The 17,235-nt window shown below is 62.4% G+C and carries 22 protein-coding genes; 14 read left to right on the top strand and 8 right to left on the bottom strand.

All coding sequences use genetic code 11. The features are described 5' to 3' along the window. The first annotated feature begins 17 nt into the window (after positions 1–17). Positions 18–1,064, top strand: coding sequence for a cupin domain-containing protein (locus tag G5V57_RS35105; RefSeq protein WP_371744722.1), 1,047 nt, complete (start codon positions 18–20; stop codon positions 1,062–1,064). 248 nt (positions 1,065–1,312) lie between these two features. On the opposite strand, the gene G5V57_RS03480 is transcribed toward G5V57_RS35105, so the two are convergent. After that, a complete protein-coding gene (locus G5V57_RS03480; RefSeq protein ID WP_165166209.1) occupies positions 1,313–1,489 on the bottom strand; it encodes a YdcH family protein in 177 nt (58 codons plus the stop codon). Between the two features lie 80 nt (positions 1,490–1,569). Between G5V57_RS03480 and G5V57_RS03485 the strand changes: the two genes are divergently transcribed. The 4 genes from G5V57_RS03485 (at position 1,570) to rpsU (ending at position 3,748) form a co-directional block, all read left to right on the top strand. Then, positions 1,570–1,815, top strand: coding sequence for a YdcH family protein (locus G5V57_RS03485; RefSeq protein ID WP_371744723.1), 246 nt, complete (start codon positions 1,570–1,572; stop codon positions 1,813–1,815). Further along, positions 1,812–2,303 (top strand): 5-(carboxyamino)imidazole ribonucleotide mutase, encoded by a 492-nt coding sequence (gene purE / locus G5V57_RS03490; protein WP_165166210.1) that lies wholly within the window; start codon positions 1,812–1,814, stop codon positions 2,301–2,303. Before G5V57_RS03485 ends, purE begins: the two co-directional genes overlap by 4 nt. Then, positions 2,303–3,397, top strand: a complete 1,095-nt coding sequence (locus G5V57_RS03495; RefSeq protein WP_165166211.1) for a 5-(carboxyamino)imidazole ribonucleotide synthase — start codon at positions 2,303–2,305, stop codon at positions 3,395–3,397. The genes purE and G5V57_RS03495 overlap by 1 nt, the downstream gene beginning before the upstream one ends. Before the next feature lie 117 nt (positions 3,398–3,514). Next, positions 3,515–3,748 carry a 30S ribosomal protein S21 gene (rpsU, locus tag G5V57_RS03500; RefSeq protein ID WP_137856333.1) on the top strand — a complete coding sequence of 78 codons (234 nt, stop codon included), beginning with the start codon at positions 3,515–3,517 and terminating at the stop codon, positions 3,746–3,748. 242 nt (positions 3,749–3,990) lie between these two features. Here the strand turns inward: rpsU and G5V57_RS03505 are convergent, their stop codons facing one another. Then, positions 3,991–4,794: an inositol monophosphatase family protein gene (locus G5V57_RS03505; RefSeq protein ID WP_246737509.1), complete on the bottom strand. Its 804-nt coding sequence runs from the start codon at positions 4,792–4,794 to the stop codon at positions 3,991–3,993. Between the two features lie 128 nt (positions 4,795–4,922). Between G5V57_RS03505 and G5V57_RS03510 the strand changes: the two genes are divergently transcribed. Then, positions 4,923–6,821 carry a propionyl-CoA synthetase gene (locus G5V57_RS03510; protein WP_165166212.1) on the top strand — a complete coding sequence of 633 codons (1,899 nt, stop codon included), beginning with the start codon at positions 4,923–4,925 and terminating at the stop codon, positions 6,819–6,821. A gap of 4 nt (positions 6,822–6,825) precedes the next feature. After that, positions 6,826–7,170 carry a cupin domain-containing protein gene (locus G5V57_RS03515; protein WP_165166213.1) on the top strand — a complete coding sequence of 115 codons (345 nt, stop codon included), beginning with the start codon at positions 6,826–6,828 and terminating at the stop codon, positions 7,168–7,170. Between the two features lie 12 nt (positions 7,171–7,182). Here the strand turns inward: G5V57_RS03515 and G5V57_RS03520 are convergent, their stop codons facing one another. Continuing rightward, positions 7,183–7,920: a matrixin family metalloprotease gene (locus tag G5V57_RS03520; protein ID WP_165166214.1), complete on the bottom strand. Its 738-nt coding sequence runs from the start codon at positions 7,918–7,920 to the stop codon at positions 7,183–7,185. Positions 7,921–8,114: 194 nt separating this feature from the next. Here G5V57_RS03520 and G5V57_RS03525 point away from each other — a divergent pair, with 194 nt between their 5' ends. Genes G5V57_RS03525 through G5V57_RS03540 form a run of 4 tightly spaced genes read left to right on the top strand, consistent with a single transcriptional unit; the run spans position 8,115 to position 11,281 of the window. After that, the gene (locus G5V57_RS03525) at positions 8,115–9,260 is read left to right on the top strand and encodes an MFS transporter (RefSeq protein ID WP_165166215.1); all 1,146 of its coding nucleotides are present in this window, start codon (positions 8,115–8,117) and stop codon (positions 9,258–9,260) included. Between the two features lie 38 nt (positions 9,261–9,298). Beyond that, positions 9,299–10,051, top strand: coding sequence for an SDR family oxidoreductase (locus G5V57_RS03530; RefSeq protein ID WP_165166216.1), 753 nt, complete (start codon positions 9,299–9,301; stop codon positions 10,049–10,051). A gap of 16 nt (positions 10,052–10,067) precedes the next feature. Continuing rightward, a complete protein-coding gene (locus G5V57_RS03535; RefSeq protein WP_165166217.1) occupies positions 10,068–10,847 on the top strand; it encodes an SDR family NAD(P)-dependent oxidoreductase in 780 nt (259 codons plus the stop codon). 5 nt (positions 10,848–10,852) lie between these two features. Beyond that, positions 10,853–11,281 carry a GNAT family N-acetyltransferase gene (locus G5V57_RS03540; RefSeq protein WP_165166218.1) on the top strand — a complete coding sequence of 143 codons (429 nt, stop codon included), beginning with the start codon at positions 10,853–10,855 and terminating at the stop codon, positions 11,279–11,281. 23 nt (positions 11,282–11,304) lie between these two features. On the opposite strand, the gene G5V57_RS03545 is transcribed toward G5V57_RS03540, so the two are convergent. Both G5V57_RS03545 and G5V57_RS03550 read right to left on the bottom strand, forming a co-directional pair. Then, positions 11,305–11,526, bottom strand: a complete 222-nt coding sequence (locus tag G5V57_RS03545; RefSeq protein WP_165166219.1) for a hypothetical protein — start codon at positions 11,524–11,526, stop codon at positions 11,305–11,307. A gap of 300 nt (positions 11,527–11,826) precedes the next feature. After that, positions 11,827–12,822, bottom strand: a complete 996-nt coding sequence (locus G5V57_RS03550; protein WP_165166220.1) for a helix-turn-helix domain-containing protein — start codon at positions 12,820–12,822, stop codon at positions 11,827–11,829. A gap of 395 nt (positions 12,823–13,217) precedes the next feature. Here G5V57_RS03550 and G5V57_RS03555 point away from each other — a divergent pair, with 395 nt between their 5' ends. Then, positions 13,218–13,763, top strand: coding sequence for a PadR family transcriptional regulator (locus G5V57_RS03555; protein WP_165166221.1), 546 nt, complete (start codon positions 13,218–13,220; stop codon positions 13,761–13,763). Positions 13,764–13,769: 6 nt separating this feature from the next. Next, on the top strand, positions 13,770–14,384 hold the full coding sequence (locus G5V57_RS03560; protein WP_165166222.1) for a GyrI-like domain-containing protein: 615 nt from the start codon (positions 13,770–13,772) through the stop codon (positions 14,382–14,384). Positions 14,385–14,393: 9 nt separating this feature from the next. Here G5V57_RS03560 and G5V57_RS03565 read toward each other — a convergent pair whose 3' ends face one another. From G5V57_RS03565 to G5V57_RS03575, 3 genes are all read right to left on the bottom strand, one after another. After that, complete coding sequence (locus tag G5V57_RS03565; protein WP_165166223.1) at positions 14,394–14,993, bottom strand: short chain dehydrogenase; 600 nt, start codon at positions 14,991–14,993, stop codon at positions 14,394–14,396. Next, positions 14,993–15,706 (bottom strand): DUF1013 domain-containing protein, encoded by a 714-nt coding sequence (locus G5V57_RS03570; protein ID WP_165166224.1) that lies wholly within the window; start codon positions 15,704–15,706, stop codon positions 14,993–14,995. The genes G5V57_RS03565 and G5V57_RS03570 overlap by 1 nt, the downstream gene beginning before the upstream one ends. Positions 15,707–15,792: 86 nt before the next feature. Beyond that, positions 15,793–16,791, bottom strand: a complete 999-nt coding sequence (locus G5V57_RS03575) for an NAD(P)H-quinone oxidoreductase (RefSeq protein WP_165166225.1) — start codon at positions 16,789–16,791, stop codon at positions 15,793–15,795. 79 nt (positions 16,792–16,870) lie between these two features. Here G5V57_RS03575 and G5V57_RS03580 point away from each other — a divergent pair, with 79 nt between their 5' ends. Next, positions 16,871–17,059 carry a DUF1192 domain-containing protein gene (locus G5V57_RS03580; RefSeq protein WP_165166226.1) on the top strand — a complete coding sequence of 63 codons (189 nt, stop codon included), beginning with the start codon at positions 16,871–16,873 and terminating at the stop codon, positions 17,057–17,059. The last annotated feature ends 176 nt before the right edge of the window (positions 17,060–17,235 follow it).

Genomic DNA, 17,235 nt, shown 5'->3' on the forward strand with positions numbered 1-17,235 from the left:
TTGAGGGAGATCTCCGCATGACCGGCCCCATCGATTTTTCGACCTTCGTGGCCCATTGGCGCGACATCGAGGGCAGTGAAGACCAGCATTATTCGGGCTCCGACGAGCGTCAATCCTTCAGCGCTTCGTTCTGCGAGACCCACGGCCTGATGCGTCTCGGCGTCCATCACGAAAGGCTGCCGCCGGGCCGGCGCCTCTCCTGGCCTCACGCTGAAGCCGACGAAGAGGAGTTCGTTTTCGTTCTCGAAGGCGAGCCGGATCTTTGGGCCGATGGCCATGTGAAGCGGTTGAAGCCGGATATGGGCGTGTCCTTTCCCGCCGGTACGGGACTTGCGCACACCTTTCTGAACAACACGGAGCGTGAGATCAGATTACTGGTGATCGGCGAGGCGTCGCGCGAGAGAAGCCGTATTCACTTTCCTCTCGATCCGCGCCGCAATGAAGAAATCGGCATGCGTCACTGGAAAATCGATCCGGTGCGCCCCTTGGGGCCTCATGACGGACTGCCCCATGACACGGCTCCGGCCGATCAATTGGTGTCGGCCTGCCCTGTCGATTTTTCCGCCTTCGTGGACTATTGGCGCGACATCGAAGGTGCGGACGACACTCGCTACAACGGCTCCGATGAACTCCATACGATCAGCGCATCCTTCGGCGAGAAACACGGCTTGATGCGCCTCGGCATCCATCATGAACGACTTAAGCCCGGTCGGCGCGCCTCGTGGCCGCATGCCGAGGCCGATGAGGAGGAATTTGTCTTCGTTGTCGAGGGCGAGCCCGATCTGTGGGCCGACGGCTATCTGAAGCGGCTGAGGCCCGGCGACGGCGCGTCCTTTCCCGCCGGCACCGGACTTGCCCACACATTTCTCAACAACACTGACCGGGACGTGCGGCTGGTGGTCGTCGGCGAGGCGACACGCAGCCGGAGCCGGCTCCATTATCCGATGCATCCCCGCCGCAATGCCGAGATCGGCGAGCGGCACTGGAGGATCGAGCGTCAGGCTCCCCCGGGTCCGCATGACGGCTTGCCCGATCGGTTGCGTGAGAAGAGCAGAAGCTCATAGCCCCGGCTTCACGCGCCCAAAAATAGCTCGGCGTCAATTTTGAAACTTTGGAAAATCCAGCATGTCTTTCGTGTTACTTCAGGCCTCGCGGCCTGAAGTAACGAAAGTGTTACCGTTTCGGACTTACCGACCGGTAAGCGCGGGATGCGAAAAAGTGGGCACCGGTTTTTCGTACGAATCCCGCGCTAACATATAAGAACCGATCACGTTTATGAGTTTGGATTGACTCAATCCAAACTCATCGTGATCTAGTGCGTCCTCTGGCCGGACAGTTTGGTCATCTCGTCTTTGATCCGGAGTTTCTTGCGCTTCAGCTCGGCAATTTCTGCGTCGGAAGTAGCTGGGTGGGACATCGCGTCCTCGAGCTCCGCTTCCAGAGCCTTGTGTTTTGCCGCCAGTTCACCGAGATGCGCTTGAACGCTCATCAAAGCCTCCTGTGATTGACCATATGAGTGTGACATAGACTTGGGGACTTGTCGAACCCCGTACAAGGGCATAGGTGAGTGTGGAAAAATCGGTGCGCAAACGGGGTAGGCGCCGGATGATCGACGGGACTGAAGAAAATCTTCTGCAGACAAGGCTGATGACGCTGCGCCAGCAACATCGCGACCTGGATGCCGCCATATCGTCTCTAGAGGCCTCCGGCACCGGGGACCAGCTGCAGCTGCGCCGACTGAAGAAAATGAAATTGCAGATCAAAGACGAGATCCAGAAGGTCGAGGACAAGCTGATCCCGGACATCATCGCATGAGCGGAAAAGTCGCGATCATCATGGGCAGCCAGTCCGACTGGCCGACCACCATGAAATATGCGGCCGACACACTGGCCGAGCTCGGCGTCACGCATGAAGCACGCATCGTCTCCGCCCACCGGACGCCCGAGCGGCTCTACGCCTTCGCCAAGGGCGCCAAAGCGGAAGGCTTCAGCGTCATCATCGCCGGCGCCGGCGGTGCCGCACATCTCCCCGGCATGACCGCCGCCATGACCCCCTTGCCGGTGCTGGGCGTGCCGGTCGAGAGCCGCGCGCTCAAGGGCCAGGACAGCCTCTATTCCATCGTCCAGATGCCGGCCGGCATCCCTGTGGGAACCCTCGCGATCGGCAAGGCAGGCGCTGTCAATGCCGCCCTCCTGGCGGCCGCCATATTGGCGCTCAACGACAAGGCCTTGGCCTCGCGGTTGGAAACCTGGCGTTCCAAGCAGACTGCTGCCGTTGCAGAAGCCCCGAGGGATGGCGCCTGATGCGGCTTGACCGTCCCTTGCCGCCCAATTCCGTCATCGGCATTCTGGGCGGTGGCCAGCTTGGCCGCATGCTCGCGCTCGCCGCGGCCCGCCTCGGCCTGCGCTGCCACATCTATGCGCCAGAGGCCGACAGCCCGGCCTTCCAGGTCGCCGCCGCCCATACCTGTGCGGCCTATGACGACCGCGACGCGCTCGAAGCCTTTGCGTCCGTGATCGATGTGGTGACCTACGAGTTCGAAAATGTGCCGGCCGAAACGGCCGCTATTCTCGGCCGCCTCAAGCCACTGGCGCCGGGTGCGGAAGCGCTCGCCACCAGCCAGGATCGGCTCATCGAGAAGACTTTCCTCACCCGCATTGGGCTTGAGACGGCGCCTTTTGCCGCCGTCGACGACGAAGCGGGGCTGGAGCGGGCGGTCGCCCGCATTGGCCTTCCCGCCATCCTGAAGACCCGCCGTTTCGGCTATGACGGCAAGGGACAAACCGCGATCAAGGCCGATACCGCGCTCGCTGCGGCCTGGACACAGATCGGCGCTCGCCCCGCCATCCTCGAAGGGTTTGTCGCGTTCGAGAAGGAAGTCTCCGTCATCGCCGCGCGCGGCTGGGACGGCGCGATCGCCGTCTATGACGTACCGGAAAACCGGCATGCGAATCATATCCTGCATCAGTCGATCGTGCCGGCGGCTATCGCCACCGAAACCGCGGCGGCGGCCCGCGAGATCGCCGCCCGGATCACAGCGGCGCTCGATTATGTCGGCGTCATCGGGGTGGAACTGTTCTTCGCCCGCAGTCAGGGTGCCGAAAGGCTGATCGTCAACGAAATCGCGCCGCGCGTCCACAATTCGGGCCACTGGACCATGGATGCCTGTGTCGTATCGCAATTCGAGCAGCACATAAGGGCAGTGGCCGGCTGGCCCTTGGGCGATCCCGAACGCCATAGCGACGTCATCATGACCAACCTCCTGGGCGAGGACGCCGAAAATTGGCGGAATCTGGCGCGGAAGCCCCATTCCGGGCTCCATCTCTACGGCAAGGCGGAGGGCCGCCCAGGCCGGAAAATGGGCCATATTAACCGGCTAACCCCTCGACAGGGCTAAAACCCTGTGCTATTTCGCCCGCCAATTCGATAGGGGAAGCCCTTTCGGACGGCCTGGATTATTCTGGACCGCATTTCTGGACACAACCGCATTCTAAAGGAACCGAGGTCAAATCTCGTGCAAGTTATCGTTCGCGACAACAATGTCGACCAGGCGCTCAAGGCCCTTAAGAAGAAGATGCAGCGTGAGGGCATTTTCCGCGAGATGAAGCTCCGCGGCCATTACGAAAAGCCCTCCGAGAAGAAGGCCCGCGAGAAGGCGGAAGCCGTCCGCCGCGCCCGCAAGTTGGCGCGCAAGCGTCTGCAGCGCGAAGGCTTGCTCCCGGCGCCTAAGAAAATCGTCAAGCCGTAATCACGCCGTCAAGGCGGTGAGGAACGAGGCCGGGCATGTCCCGGCCTTTCGCATTTGCGGCGTAGATCACGATGAGTTTGGATTGAGTCAATCCAAACTCATAAACGTGATCGATTCAAATATATTAGCGCGGGATTCTTGCGAAAAACCGGTGTCCACTTTTTCGCATCCCGCGCTTGTTTAGGAACCTCATCCTTTCCGCGCCGGGCGCGGAAAGTGTCCACCATGTCCCTGAACAGCGCTCAAACCGCCTGGCGCGCCTTGCCGATCTCGGCCTTGACCAGCGGCACGAGCTCAGAATTGCCGGCCAGCACAGTTCCGGTCTCGAAGGGCGTCCTCTCGCCTTCCGCCGAGGTGGCGATGCCGCCCGCCTCGCGCACCATCAGAATGCCTGCCGCAGTATCCCAGGGCTCGAGACCCCGGCCCTGCATGACGTCGATACGGCCTGCCGCGACATAAGCAAGCTCGAGCGCCGCCGAACCCATCTGGCGGATGGCCGCGACCTTGGGCTGTAGGCGCGTCAACTCGCGCTGGAACTGGTCGTGCCGGTCGGCCTCGCCGATAGACGGAATGCCCCAGGCAAGGACGCTGTCGGCGAGCGTCTTGCGCGCCGCGACGCGCAGGCGGCGATTATTGAGGAAGGCGCCGTGCCCGCGCTCGGCCGTGAACAGCTCATCGGTGATCGGATTGTAGGTGACGGCACAAAGGAGATCGCCCTTGCGCTCGAGCGCCACCGACAGTGCGAAGAACGGGATCGAGTGGATGAAATTCGTGGTGCCGTCGATCGGATCGATGATCCAGCGGTGATCGGCGTCTCTGCCCGCCACGCTGCCGGATTCCTCCATCAGGAAACTATAGCCCGGCCTCGCCTTTTCGAGCTCGTCGCGCAACACCTTCTCGCAGCGTTTGTCTGCGGCGGTGACGTAATTGCCCGGCCCCTTTACCGAAACCTGGAGATTGGCGATTTCGCCGAAATCGCGCTGGACGCCACGCGCCGCCTTGCGCACGGCCGCGATCATGACGGTGAGATTAGCCGACTGGGCCACGATGAATTCCTGCCTGATGGAAGAGGCCAGTGTCCTAGCAAGTCCGCCGCGGTAAAACCAGACCATTTTCCTGTTGTCCCAGGAGCCTCAATATCCAAGACTAAGCTCCGGCAACGTCAGGGATTTCGATGAGCACTTACGAGAAGACCTATCAGCGCTGGTTGTCCGATCCGAAAGCCTTCTGGGCCGAAGCGGCGCGCGACATCGACTGGATCAAGCCCTGGGACCATGTCTATGCCAAGGTCGACGGTCTCGATCGCTGGTTCGTCGGCGCCGAATGCAACACCTGCTGGAACGCCATCGACCGCCATGTCGAAGCCGGCAATGGCGCGCGCACCGCCCTCATCTATGACAGCCCGCTGACCGGCAAGAAGCAGTCGTTCACCTATTCCGAGCTTCGGGACGAGGTCGCTGCTCTCGCCGCCCTCCTCCAGGATCTCGGGATCGCCAAGGGCGACCGCGTTCTCCTCTACATGCCGATGATCCCGCAGGCGGCCTTCGCCATGCTCGCCTGCGCCCGCATCGGCGCCGTCCATTCGGTCGTGTTCGGCGGCTTCGCACCGGCCGAGCTTGCCACCCGCATCAATGACGCCAAGCCGAAGCTCATCATGTCGGCCTCCTGCGGCCTCGAGCCCGGCCGCGTGGTCGCCTATAAGCCGCTTGTCGACAAAGCGATCGAGCTCGCCACGCACAAGCCGGCACATGGCCTCGTCTGGCAGCGGCCCGAGCTTGTCGCTGCGTTGACACAAGGCCGCGATCAGGACTGGGCGGAGCGCCTGGCGGAGACCCGCAAGGCGAAACGCAAGGCGGATTGCGTGCCGGTGAAGGCCACCGATCCACTCTATGTGCTCTACACGTCAGGCACCACCGGCCAGCCCAAGGGCGTGGTGCGCGACAATGGCGGGCATTTGGTGGCGCTCAAATGGTCGATGCCGAACATCTATGGCATAGCCCCGGGCGAGACCTTCTGGGCCGCCTCGGATGTCGGCTGGGTCGTCGGCCATTCCTATATCGTCTATGCGCCCCTTCTTCACGGCGCCACCGCCGTCCTCTTCGAAGGCAAGCCTGTCGGCACGCCGGATGCCGGCACGTTCTGGCGCGTCATCGCCGAGCATGGCGTCAAGGCGCTGTTTACCGCACCGACCGCCTTCCGCGCCATCAAGAAGGAGGATCCGGACGGCAGCTTCATCGGCAAATATGATCTGTCGCAGTTCCGCACGCTCTTCCTCGCCGGCGAGCGTGCCGATCCCGACACGGTCAAATGGGCCGAGGATCGGCTCAAGGTTCCGGTTATAGATCACTGGTGGCAGACGGAGACCGGCTGGCCGATCGCGGCCAATCCGGTCGGACTTGGCCAATTGCCGGTCAAGTACGGCTCCCCCACCGTTCCGATGCCCGGCTATGACGTGCGCGTGCTCGATGAAGGCGGTCATGAGGTGAAACGCGGCACGCTCGGCGCCATCTGCGTCAGGACACCGCTGCCGCCCGGCTGCCTGCCGACCCTGTGGGGCAACGACGCGCGCTTCCGGTCGAGCTATCTCGAGCATTTCCCTGGCTATTACGAAACCGCCGACGCCGGTTACATGGACGAGGACGGTTATCTCTACATCATGGCGCGCACCGACGACATCATCAATACGGCGGGCCATCGTCTCTCGACCGGCGGCATGGAGGAAGTGCTCGCCGGCCATCCCAATGTTGCCGAATGCGCCGTCATCGGCATCGCCGATCAGTTGAAGGGTCAGGTGCCGGTGGGCTTCGTCGTGCTCAAGGCGGGGGTGGCGCGCGCGGGAAAGGAGATCGAGGCCGAATGCGTGCGGCGTATCCGCGAGGAGATCGGCCCGGTTGCGAGCTTCAAGACGGTGATGATCGTCGCGCGTCTGCCCAAGACGCGCTCCGGCAAGATCCTGCGCGCCACCATGCGCAAGATCGCCGACCGCGAAGAATGGAAGATGCCGGCGACCATCGACGACCCGGCGATCCTCGACGAGATCACCAAGGCGCTCAAGACGAAGGGCCTCGCGTGATCCCATGACGAAGCTGATCAAGCGCGAAGACTGGGCCGAGCATCCAAAACGCTGGCAGGGCGAAGTGCAACTAGGAGACCATGGCGGCGATATTTGCATCATCTTCAACTATATCGCTGGGCCGGGTGGCGGGCCGCGCCTGCACACCCATCCCTATGCCGAGACTTTCATCGTACGCCAGGGCACCGGCCGCTTCACGCTGGGCGATCAGGAGATCATCGCGACGGCAGGCGAGATCCTCATCGCGCCGGCGCACACGCCACATAAGTTCGCCAACGTCGGTCCCGGTGCGCTCGAGACGATCGACCTCCATTCGAGCGGCAAATTCATCACCGAATGGCTCGAGTAATCCGCTGCCAGGCTATCTCAAGCGCGGTCCATAAAGCTTCTGCGCCGCTTCACTGTCGCTCGCTGTCGGCCCTTTGAGCTTCTCGTCATAGCGAAAGCCCATGACTGCGCCCGCCGCACCCGGATGATCGAGGCCGATAGCATGGCCGATCTCATGCATGAGCGTATAGCGCAGATCGTAGACATCGAGATCGCCGTCGAAGCCGATCTTCCATCTGGCCGATGGGTTGAGACAGATCAGCGCCTGCCGGATCGACCTTATGCGATGCGCCGCGGCAGGGTGCGCCGCCGGCTCCGTGGCGACCAGTCCTCTCTCCGCCACCGGCGCCGCAGCCAGCGGGCCTTGGTCGAGTTCGATATTGGTAAACGCTCGTCCCGCCGGCTTGCCTTGGACACCTATGAGAATATCGGCCTTTGCAGCGGAGGGAGCCGCGATGAAAGTGAGGCCGGTCACGCCGGACCACGCCGCGAAGGCAGCGGCGGTTTCGGCGCGCAGGCGGCTGTCCGGCAAACCTGTTCGCTTCTCCAGTCCGTCGAGTGGCAGAAGCGCGGCGCAGTTGCGTGCCGAGGGCGATTTCACTTCGGTCGCCACGAATCCATAAGACACGGTGGCGCCCGTGCCCCATTCCGGCGCACCCCATTTGACCCAGGATCCTTCCAGAACCAGAAGCCGTTGATCGCCTGCAACACACGGGACGGACATCGTCGCCATCAGAAGGAGAGCGGCGACGGCAAGGCTGCGCAGCGTCATGCCGTGAATTCCCTCAATCACCCACTGTCATAGTCAATATTGGCGCCCGGCATGCCGCTTCATTCCCTCGCGTAGCACTGGGCGGTGAACGTTTGTTCTACACTTTGCGCGCGAGCGCAATCCGCATTTTGCCGCCTGACGCGCAAAGTGATAGGGGAACTCGCTTGAACCAGTACCGGGGCGCGCCTCACGCCATGTCACCTAGAGTCATCCGCCGGGCGCGCGGCGCCATCGCGACCACCTTCCTCGTCTACGGACTGATTGTCGGCGCCTGGGTTCCGCATATTCCGCTGGCCAAGGACCGGCTCGCTGTCGGCAACGGCATCTTCGGGCTTGCCCTTCTCGCCATCGCGATTGGCGGCATCATCGCCATGCCGCTTGCCGCCGGCATGACGAGCCGCTTCGGCAGCGCCAAGGTCACGGCGGTTACCGGCATTGCCCTCTGCCTCGCTTTCATCCTGCCGCCGCTGGCGCCGAACCTCGTGACTTTCCTGCCGGCCGCCCTCCTCTTCGGCGCCGCCCTGGGCGGCATGGACGTCGCGATGAACGCGCATGGCGTCGCGGTCGAAAAGGCGCTGCGGCGACCGTCGATGTCCTTCGTCCACGCCGCCTACAGCCTGGGCGCCCTGATTGGAACCGTGCTGGGCGCCCTGCTTCTCACGGTGATCGGCGAAACGAGCCAGGTCCTGCTCACCACTTTTCTCGGTCTTACCCTGTTCTTTGCCTGTATTCCCTTCTACCTGCCTTCGGCGGTCGACAAGGGCGCCGCGGGTGCGATCTTCGTCTGGCCCACCCGCGCATCGCTCGGCCTCGGCGCACTTTGCTTCCTGACCCTGATGTCGGAGGGTGCCATCATAGACTGGTCCGGTTTGATGCTCCGGCAGCGTTTCATGATCGAGGCCAGCACGGCGGCCCTGGGTTTCGCGGCATTCACCACCGGCATGACGGCGGCACGCCTTCTCGGCGACAGGCTTCGCCTGAAAATCGGCGCCACCCGGCTCTTGCGCTGGAGTGCCCTGATGGCGGCGGCGGGATTGGCGATTGCGCTGGTCATTCCCTCGCCCGTCATTGCCATCGCGGCCCTTGCCTTCACCGGCATGGGGCTCGGCAATGCCGCGCCCATTCTCTTTGCCGGTGGCGGCCGGCTCGAACCCGAGGCGCCGGGACGCGGCATCGCCGCGGTGACGACGCTCGGCTATACCGGCTTCCTCGCCGGGCCGCCCTTCATCGGCCTGCTCGCCGAGCTGGGCGGGCTGCCTCTGGCGCTTGGACTCGTCGTGCTGGCCTCGCTCGTCATTGCCGCTTGCGCCCGTGCCGCTGGCGCCGCCGATTCCTATTAGCTGAGACTCGGCCGAACGGGCAGAAGAAGGGGACTTCGATGGGCAAGTCGGCTTTCACGGGCAAGACCGTGGTGATCACCGGCGCCGGCCGCGGCCTGGGCGCCGCCTTCGCGGTCATCCTCGCCGATCAGGGCGCCGACGTCATCATGACCGGTCGCAACACCGAGCAGGTGACCACCGCCGCCGAGGCGATCGGTTTGCGCACCGGCAAAAGGCCCCGCACTCTTGTCTTCGATCTCGCCGATCCCGGCCAGGTGACGCTCACCGCCAAGAAGCTGCGCGACGAGATGGAGAAGATCGACATTCTCATCAACAATGGCGCGCAGTGGCTGCCCGGCAGGATGGACGAGCACGACGCCTTCTCCATTGTCACCACCATCTCCTCCGCCGTGACCGGCACGCTCCTGTTTACCCGCGGCCTCATCAAGCCGCTCGAGGCCTCGGGCGCGGGCGACATCCTCAACATCGTCTCGATCTCGGGACTTCCGAATGTGCCGCTTCATGGCGAGTCGATCGCCTTCCATGCGGCTAAGCACGGGCAAACGGGCATGACCGAGGGCCTCAAACAGGAATTGAAGGGTCGCCCGATCAGGGTGAGCGCGCTTTATCCGCCCAATCTCGTCGACATCTCGCCGCTCGATGCCGAGGACTGGGCGGCGGAGCGCCCGGCGGATTCGCTCGTCACCAACCGTGACATCGTCGAGGCCGGCATTTTTGCGCTGACGCGGCCGCGCCACGTGACGCTGGCCTCGCTCATCATCGACCCCGATAAGGGCGGCACGTTTCCCTGATAGCATTGGGCCCATCATGAAGTTGAAGGACAGGATCGCCATCATCACCGGCGCGGCGAGAGGCATTGGCCGCGCCTGCGCCGAGCGCCTGCTCGCCGAGGGGGCCCGTGTCGTCCTCACCGATATCGACGATGCGCGTGGCGCGGAAGCCGCGAACGCGCTGGGCGACGGTGCTTCCTATCTTCATTGCGATGTCGGCGATGCCGAAGATGTGAATCGCATCGTGGGCATCGTCGTGACGCGCCATGGTGCGATCGACATCCTCATCAACAATGCCGGCATCACCGCGGCAGGTGACATTCTTGAGATATCCGAAGCCGATTTCGATCGGGTGATCCGCGTCAATCTAAGAGGTAATTTCCTGATGGGTCAGGCGGCGGCACGCCAGATGGTGAAGCAGGTGAGAGAGGGCCGTAAGCCCGGCGCCATCGTCAACATGTCTTCGGTCAACGCCGTCTTCGCCATCGCGACGCAAGTGCCCTATTCGGCGTCCAAGGGCGGCGTCAACCAGCTCACCAAGGTTATGGCGCTGGGTTTGGCCGAGCATGGCATCCGCGTCAATGCCATCGGCCCCGGCTCGATCATGACCGACATGCTGACGACAGTGAATGCTGATCCCGAGGCGCGCCACCGCCTTCTGTCGCGCACGCCTTTGGGACGTATCGGCGAGACGGAGGAGATCGCCGCCATCGCGGCCTTCCTCGTCTCGGACGATGCGAGCTACATCACGGGTCAGACGATCTATGCGGATGGCGGCAGACTGCCGCTCAACTACACCGTGCCGGTGCGCTCATGATCCGCGTGGCGCGTCCCGAAGATCTGCCGGCGATGACGGCGATCCGCATTTCAGTCAGCGAGAACCATATGAGCGTGGAGCAGATGGCGGAACGCGGCATCCCGCCGGACGGAACGCTCGCCGAAATGGCGGCGGGCGATCTCGGCGCCTGGGTGGCGGAGGAACAGGACGGGCTCGTCGCCTTCGCCATGGCCGACCGGCGCAACGCCTCGCTCTTCGCTCTCTTCACCAAGCCCGGCCGCGAAGGAAAAGGTCATGGCTCGGCGCTTCTCGCCGCAGCTGAGGCGTGGCTGATTGAAATGGGCCATCGCGAGGCCTGGCTCACGACCGCGACGGACTCGCGTGCCGCTGCCTTCTACGCCTTGAAAGGCCGGCGAACGACCGATGAAGGCGATCCGGGCGACACATTGTTCCGCAAATCGCTCGCCCGGTAAGGCGGGAGCGAAATGCCGCAGCGCTATGCCTTTTTCCTGGCAGACAGCGACTTTGTCTTGAGCGAGCGTGACTTGGCGCTTCGCAGGGCATCCTGGAGCTCTGTCACTTCCTGTGCTTCCCTGGCCAGACGCAAAGCGCGCAGGTGCTCGGTCTTGGAAGCGCGCTCCCTTGCATCCTTCTCGATAATGGCCATTGCGGTATCGTGGGTGGCCTTCGCTTTGCTCGCACTGATTGAATAAGACATTGATCTTTCTCGCAAACAGGTTCTTCAAAGGTTCGTCGGCAGCGTAGCCGGTACATCCGCGGTCTACGCTGCTGACGCGGCATGGCCGCTTTGATCGATGTTCTGAAATCCGGGATTTCCGCGCTTCACAAGCGCCCGCCAACAATGTTGGGTTGAAAATTCGATGTTCCTCATATGGGGACAAATCGCCCAATTTCAAGCCCATTCAGTCGGTTACGGCCGAAACGGACTGTGCCGTTAGGTCACATACGGACGGCGATCGAAAGGCCGATTTTTTCACCTTGTCGGTGACATACGCCCTCAGGCGGCCACATCGTCGCAATCCGCGGTCTCGCTGGTCATCCGTTTGCGAAAGCCCGAGGGCGTGTCGCCATAGTGAGCGCGGAAGCTGCGGTTGAAATAGGACATATCGGTGAAGCCGGCCTGGCGCGCGACCGCCGATATCTTGAGGGTGCTCTTGCCGGCATCGGCTAGCAACGCCCCTACCGCCTTGAGCCGTCTCGCTAGCACATGCTCGGAAAAGGTAAGGCCGCTTTCGGCGAGGAGAAAATGCACATATCGCGGGGTCACGCCCAGGGTCGCGGCGACCGATGCGGCGCTCAAGGTGGATTGGGCCAGCTTGCGCTCTATCTCCCGCAGAACGGCGGCATGCCGTGCAGCCCTCACCCCGCGTCGTTCGGCGAGCTGGAGTGCTCCAGATTCATAAGCGATTGCCATTCTGATGAGATCAATGAGATGCTCGCCGAAGACTCGCACCTCCTCCGCATCACCCAGGGTTTCGCTGTCCTGGAGACCGTCGAGATACTTGGTCAGCAATCTGACCGCCAAGCCGCTCGTGCCGAGCTTGAGCCCGACGAACCGCTTGATATGCGGCGCCGCCTTCGCCAAGTCGGCGCGCATGACCTGGAGCGCCCAGCAGCTGGCCCCGGCGCCCATATGCAGCCCGCCTGCTTCGGCACCGTCGCAAAGCACGCCCTCTCCCGGCCCAAGCTGGAAGGGCGTCTCACCCTGTGTGCACAAGATGCTGCCGTCGATGCAGATGACCGCGACAACTGCATCACAGCTGTCGTAGGTGAGCTCTGACGCGCGTATCTGGCTCATAGTGCTGGCCGAGACCTTGATCACGGCAACGCTCCCCAATCGGCAGCGTTTGAGTATGCCCATAAAATGCGTGTCTCTTTGCGCGATGGCGCCGAGCACCGCTTGGCAATCGGCCATTTCGGCGTGGAATATCGGAAAGCGATCGCCGTCCGCCGGTAGCGAGGTGCTGAATTCATCCCATACAAGCTTGTTCATGCCATGCACCGCATCGTTGTGGAGCTTTTGGTGTTTTCGGCCCCTCCCGTGAACTGCCTCACACTCGCGCACCGTCGAGGGGAAGGTGATGCGTGAATGCACTGAACTTTTTACTATCTCAATTGTTGCAATACCCAACTCACGCTCAAGTCTCGATCTCAAAACTCATCTCGCGAGCAAATTATTGCAATAACTACACTTTATGAAGTAGATCAGCGGAAATGATGGGGAACTCGCCGATGTATAATCGAACTCTGAGTAATGCTGACGCTACAATAAAAATGTTGGAACTACAACAAAAATGAACTTCGACAATAGCAAAATATTTCCTGCCAGGAAAGCCTGAGGATCCGCGAAGATTGACTACGCCTGGCTCTTATTCTAGCACTAGGATAATGAAACCTCGCTCACTGACGGATGCAGAGCTGTTGGTGCTGGGCCTACTCGCCGAAATGCCGCGCCATGGCTACGAGCTGGAGCAGGTCATCGCTGAGCGCGGCATGCGCGAATGGACGCAAATCGGATTCTCATCGATCTATTTTGTACTGGGCAAGCTCGAGAAGGCTGAGCTGGTCGTGACAAGGACGCCCTCCGCGCGCAAGGCCAGGAAAGCCTATTCAATCACGCCTGCCGGCAAGGCGGCGCTGAGCGCGCAGACTTTCGAGGCGCTGCGCGAGTTCCGTCCGACTTATTCATCAGTTTTGCTGGGCATGATCCATTGGCCGACATTGTCACGCCAAACCGCGCTCGCAGCGCTCGAATCCCGAAAAGCAGCAGTTTCCCGAGAGATCCAGCGGATAGAACGTGTTCGTCTCGAGCGTCAGCCGCAGCCCGACTTCATCGAGGCGATCTTCGACTTCACGACCGGCCAGCTGGCGGCAGAGAAATCATGGATCGCCGCGACGCTGAAATACATGCGAGCCAAGCCCTGGATGGAGTGAACCGACATGGACCTGACCAAGGATCGCGCCAAGCTCAAGGAACTCTATATGCCCGGCACGAAGGATTTCGACCTGGTCGACGTCCCTGAACTGCCCTTCGCCATGATCGATGGGCATGGTCCGCCAGAGCATGATACCGCCGCGCGCCTGACGAAGTGTCTCTTCACGGCCATCCAGCCGATAAGACGCCAGGCCCGGGCGCGCATGGGCAAGGCGTTTGTCGAGGCGCCGCTCGAAATGCTGTATTGGGCCCAAGACATGCGCGACCTTGCGACCGGCAACAAGGAGATGTGGTCGTGGCGGGCGATGATCACTCTTCCCGTTTGGACGGACCAAACGATATTTTCGAACGCCGTGGCCGAGGCCCACAGACAGCTTGGCGTCGTGCCCGACACACTTCGGATGGAGCATTTCGAGGAAGGCAGATGCGTCCAGATCATGCATGCCGGGCTCGCGCGGGACATCCCTTCCCTGCTTGAGCGGCTTTACACGCGGTTCCTGCCGGAAAACAATCTGGTGCCGGCTGGCGCCTATCATGAAATCTATCTGGACGACTGGAGCCGGACCGCACCCGAACGGCGCAAGATGGTGCTGCGTCAGCCGGTCCGGCCCAAAACCTGAGAAGCGCGCTTAATCGAGCTTGATCACCTGGCCGGTGATCGCTCCCTCGACGCACTTCACATAAGCAAGGCCGACGCGCGCCGACGAGACCGGCATATGGCCCGGGAAGAAGCCGTCATATTTCTGGGCCGACGCCTCGAGCACCGTGGGGCTTACCACATTGATGCGGATGCCGCGCTGAAGCTCGATGGCGGCGCTGAGCGCGAAGGCATTGAGCGCGCCGTTCACCGTCGAGGCATTGACACCCTTGCGGATCGGGTCGCGGTCGAGCACGCCGCCGGTCAGCGTGAAGGATCCGCTATCATTGATGAGCGACTGTCCGATGAGGACGACGTTGACCTGCCCCATCAGCTTGTCCTTGAGGCCATGCATGAACTGGTCCTCGGTCATCGTCGCCAGCGGACCGAAATGCGCATGCCCAGTGCAGGCGACGACGGCATCGAGCTTGCCCGCCTCCTTGTACATGCGCTCGATCGAGGCGCGGTCGAGTAGGTCGACCTTTACGTCGCCCGACGAGCGCCCGGCGGTGATGACCTCATGCCGGCCTTTCAGCGCCGCGACGGCCGCCTGGCCGAGCGTGCCAGACGCCCCGATGATCAGTACACGCATTATTCGTCCTCTGACGGCGCCTTGAGGCCTTTCAACTTGGCGAAGACGGAATCGGCGTCATATTCGTCCTCATCCGATTTCTTCGGACGTGGGGCCTCTTCTTCATGCGGCTCGGCCGGTGCGACCGCCGCCGCGGCCGGAATCAGAGTGCGCACTGGCTCGGCGTCGGGCGCGATTCCGCGGCCGGCCTTGCGCGCCGCTCTCTGCACCGCGAAATCGAGATCGATCTGCGAGCACAGGCCCAGCGACACCGGATCGACCGGCTTGATGTTGGGGGCATTCCAATGGGTGCGGTCGCGGATCGCGGCGATCGTCGTCTTGGTGGTGCCGACCAGCTTCATGATCTGCGAGTCCGGCAGTTCCGGATGATAGCGCAACAGCCAGGCAATCGCATCGGGCCGGTCACCGCGCTTCGATACCGGCGTGTAGCGCGGTCCCTTGGTCGACTTCTGAATAGCGATATTGACCTTGGGCTCCAGCAACCTCAGACGGTATTCGGCGTCTTTCTCGCCCTTCTCGATCTCCTCGCGGGTGAGCTGGCCGCCGGTCACCGGATCGAGTCCCTTGATGCCCTGCGCCACATCGCCATCGGCGATGCCCTTTACCTCGAGCTCGTGCAGTCCGCAGAAGTCGGCGATCTGGCGGAAGGTGAGCGCGGTATTCTCGACGAGCCACACGGCGGTGGCCTTGGGCATCAGCGGTGCGCGTGACATAGGTAAAAACTCCTTCAGAACCGATGGCTCTGTGATCGCGAGATCAAAAGATGAATGGAATAAGGGTTATATAGGCGCTGCGGCCCTCACGGCACAAGCACAATCTTGCCGACATGGGCGCTCGATTCCATGAGGCGGTGCGCTTCCGCGGCCTCCGCCAGCGGGAAGGTCCGGTAGATTTGCGGCCGGATTTTGCCCTCGGCCAGAAGCGGCCAGACCCGGGCTTCCAGCGCCCGGGCAATCTGCGCCTTTTCGGCGACACTGCGGGGCCTCAGGGTAGACCCTGAAAGAGTGAGCCGTTTCAGCATGATGGGAAGAAGATCTACCTCCACCTTCGAGCCCTTGAGGAAGGCGATATTGACAAGCCGCCCATGCATCGCCGCGGTCGCCAGATTGCGCCCGACATAGTCGCCTCCCACCATGTCGAGGATGACGTCCGCCCCCTTCCCCGCCGTAGCTGACTTGACGACCTCGACGAAGTCTTCCTCCCGGTAATTGATGCCGCGCTCCGCTCCCAAGGCCTCGCAGGCGCGGCATTTTTCGGCCGAGCCCGCGGTGGCGAAGACACGTGAGCCCAGCTGGTGCGCCATCATGATGGCCGTTGTGCCGATGCCGCTCGAGCCGCCATGGACGAGGAGCGTCTCGCCGGGCTTGAGCCCGGCCCGCTCGAAGACATTCGTCCATACGGTAAAGAAGGTTTCGGGAATGCCCCCCGCCTCGATGAGGGATATCCCTTGCGGCACCGGCAGGACATTGTCCTCGGCCGCCGCGCAATACTCCGCATAGCCGCCGCCCGGCACCAGAGCGCAGACGGAGTCGCCTTCCCGGTAGCGCGTCACTTGTGCCCCCATGGCCACCACATGGCCCGCCACTTCGAGGCCCGGCGTCGCCGGCGCCCCGGCGGGCGGCGGATAGCCGCCTTGGCGCTGCAATACATCCGGCCGGTTGACACCGGCGGCAGCGACCTTGATCAGCACCTCGCTGTCCTTGAGGACCGGAAGGGCGGTCGCCTCGGCTTTGAGCACGTCAGGTCCGCCGGGTGTCGTGATGGCGATGGCGGTCATCTGGTGGGGCAGCGCTGACATGGTAGGCTCCTATACTTGCACGTGCGGGAAGCAGAGGCCAAACTGCCCATTCTGTTCACATCGTCAAGGGAGTAGGCCCATGGACCTCGACGACATCCGTCCGCTCAAGAAACCCGACATCGTCATTGGCGAAGATCTGGCCCTGCTGTCGGTTGCCGAACTCGAACACCGCGTTCACCTTTTGGAAGCCGAGGTCGTCCGCATCCGTGAAGCCATTGCCGACAAGCAGTCGAGCAAGGCCGCCGCCGATGCGTTTTTCAGGAGCTGAGCCGCGTTCAGACTCTTTTTGCGTTAAGCAACCGTATCGTTAACCAATCAGTAAGGGATTCGGTTGTATTTTTGTCAATGTAATCCAGTCATCTGGATTCTCCGAGTGGCTCCTGTCCACTCTGTTTGACGCCTCCCTGTTAGAACCTTTTAAGCCGCGCTTTGCGCGGCTTTTTT

It is taken from the genome of Nordella sp. HKS 07, from assembly GCF_011046735.1.
Taxonomy (GTDB): Bacteria; Pseudomonadota; Alphaproteobacteria; order Rhizobiales; family Aestuariivirgaceae; genus Taklimakanibacter.